Genomic DNA, 1,844 nt, shown 5'->3' with positions numbered 1-1,844 from the left:
GCTTTATGGTTTGGCAGGCAATGACGGTTTCCACCCAATATCAGCCTTTCACCTATAAGCCCGGCGCTGCGATGGCCGCCGAGGCGATCGACTGGCAATTTCTGGCCGCCGAACAGCTGCGCGTCACGCATATCGCCGCAGATACCGGCGTTGAAACAGTGCTGGTGCTGGGCGATGATTATGCCATTGGCGGTAGCGGGCCTGCAGGGACGGGAACGATAACCGCGCTGGCTGCATGGCCGGTTGCCGATGATTTTCGCGTCGAGCGCGTAACCGACCTGCAGCAGGAATATGATATCCCGCCGTTTGAATCGATCCACGCAAATGGGTTGGAACAGGAAATTGACCGGCAGGCGATGGCGCTGCAGGAGCGCGCCGAAGATTTCAGGCGTTCGGTCAAAGTTCCTTCCGGCGAGTCCGCGCCGACTTTATCGCCCAAGGCAATGCGCGCAGGCAAATTTCCTTTGTGGGATGCTAGCGGCGAAAACTTGCTGGAAAGCAATGGCACCGGGGCCGACCTTGGCTTGCGCGAAGACCTGATCGATCTGGGCGAAGAAATTATCGGATCGCCCGAGGCCGGGCAGGATATGGCCAGTTTCCGTCGCCGCTGGAAACGCTATCTGGATAGCAGCCCACCCGCCGTTCTGGCTGCTTTGATGCCAATCCCTGCCAATGCGGGGCTGGTCGGCAATGCGACCAAGATACAAGCACAAGTCGGGCACACCGGCCCGACGATGTTCACATTGTCCAGCGGTTCGCAGCTGGGCGATGTTGACGTCGATGGCACCAACCTGCCAGCGCCGACCGCCAACTGGTTTGCTGGATCGCCCAAGGGTGCCGCGCTCTATGGAACAGGCGTCGACGTCAGCAACCGGATATCGAATTTCCAGATCGACGGTACGTTCCGCAACCTGAAAAATGGCGGGATCAATCTGGAATTTGCTGAGGATTTTGACCTTGGCCGGTTGAATTTTTCGAATATCCAGACGGACGTTACCTATACTTTGTGCGCGGCTGTCGAATTATATCAGTGCCGCGAATTCAGCGGCGGCACGGTGCGGATCGATGGTTTCCGCAAAAAGGGCGTCAGCCTGAATTACTGCACCAAGGGCACAATCGAGAAGATTATCGGGATTGGTGGCCTTCCCGCCGATGCTCTGGTTCATCTGGTCGGTGGCTATCTGCTCGACCTCGGGCCGGTCGTCCATGATGGCAATGGCTCTGCGGGCTATACGTTCAAGGCGTGGAACAGCCGCCAATTGAATGTTGGAATGGTGATTACCCGCGCGGTGCAGGAAGCATTGCAGGCCTATGGCAGCCATGTCATCATCGCGGGATTGGATGCGCTGGATCATTTGGGTTCCGCCGCACAGGTCGATGCCTATCAGGCGCGCACCAGCCCGGAAACCAATGCCGAATGCGAATTTGTCTGCAATGGCGAGTTTCGCGCGGTGCGTTCGGTATCAGGAAGCACGTCGCAAAATGGCCTGACAGTGCGTACCGACCCGCTGACCGGATGCCCGATCAACCGGATAAAGATCGGTTCGATGTATGTGCGCGGGCATTTCAGCGCGGTTTATTGCCAGGTCGGCGGCGGCGTGTGGAACAGTTTCGAGTGCGGCAATATCGATGTCGATGCGATATCGAATTCGGGCTATCTCTATTTCGGCAAGGCCAAGAGTTTCAAAGCCGAGTTCACAGTCGGCAGCCTGGTGCGCAATGGCATCCTTGGCTTTACCGATGCCGATACGCGGGGCGGCACATTCCTCCTGACCGGGCTGCCCTGCAACGACCCAAGCAGCGCCTGGACAAGCGAGCCGATGGTGCGGCTTGGCTATCCCGGT

At 58.2% G+C, this 1,844-nt stretch carries 1 protein-coding gene; it reads left to right on the top strand.

Features of this window, described 5'->3' with window-relative positions:
- Window positions 1-20: 20 nt before the first annotated feature.
- Window positions 21-1,844, top strand: a 1,824-nt coding sequence (locus Q0239_RS18120; RefSeq protein ID WP_298605477.1) for a hypothetical protein, incomplete at its 3' end; no start/stop codon positions are given.

Origin of the sequence: uncultured Sphingorhabdus sp. (genome assembly GCF_937872355.1) — a bacterium.
In the GTDB taxonomy this organism is placed as follows: Bacteria; Pseudomonadota; Alphaproteobacteria; order Sphingomonadales; family Sphingomonadaceae; genus Sphingorhabdus_B.
Note: the sequence above shows the minus strand (reverse complement) of the source record. Positions and strands in the feature narration are given on the sequence as shown.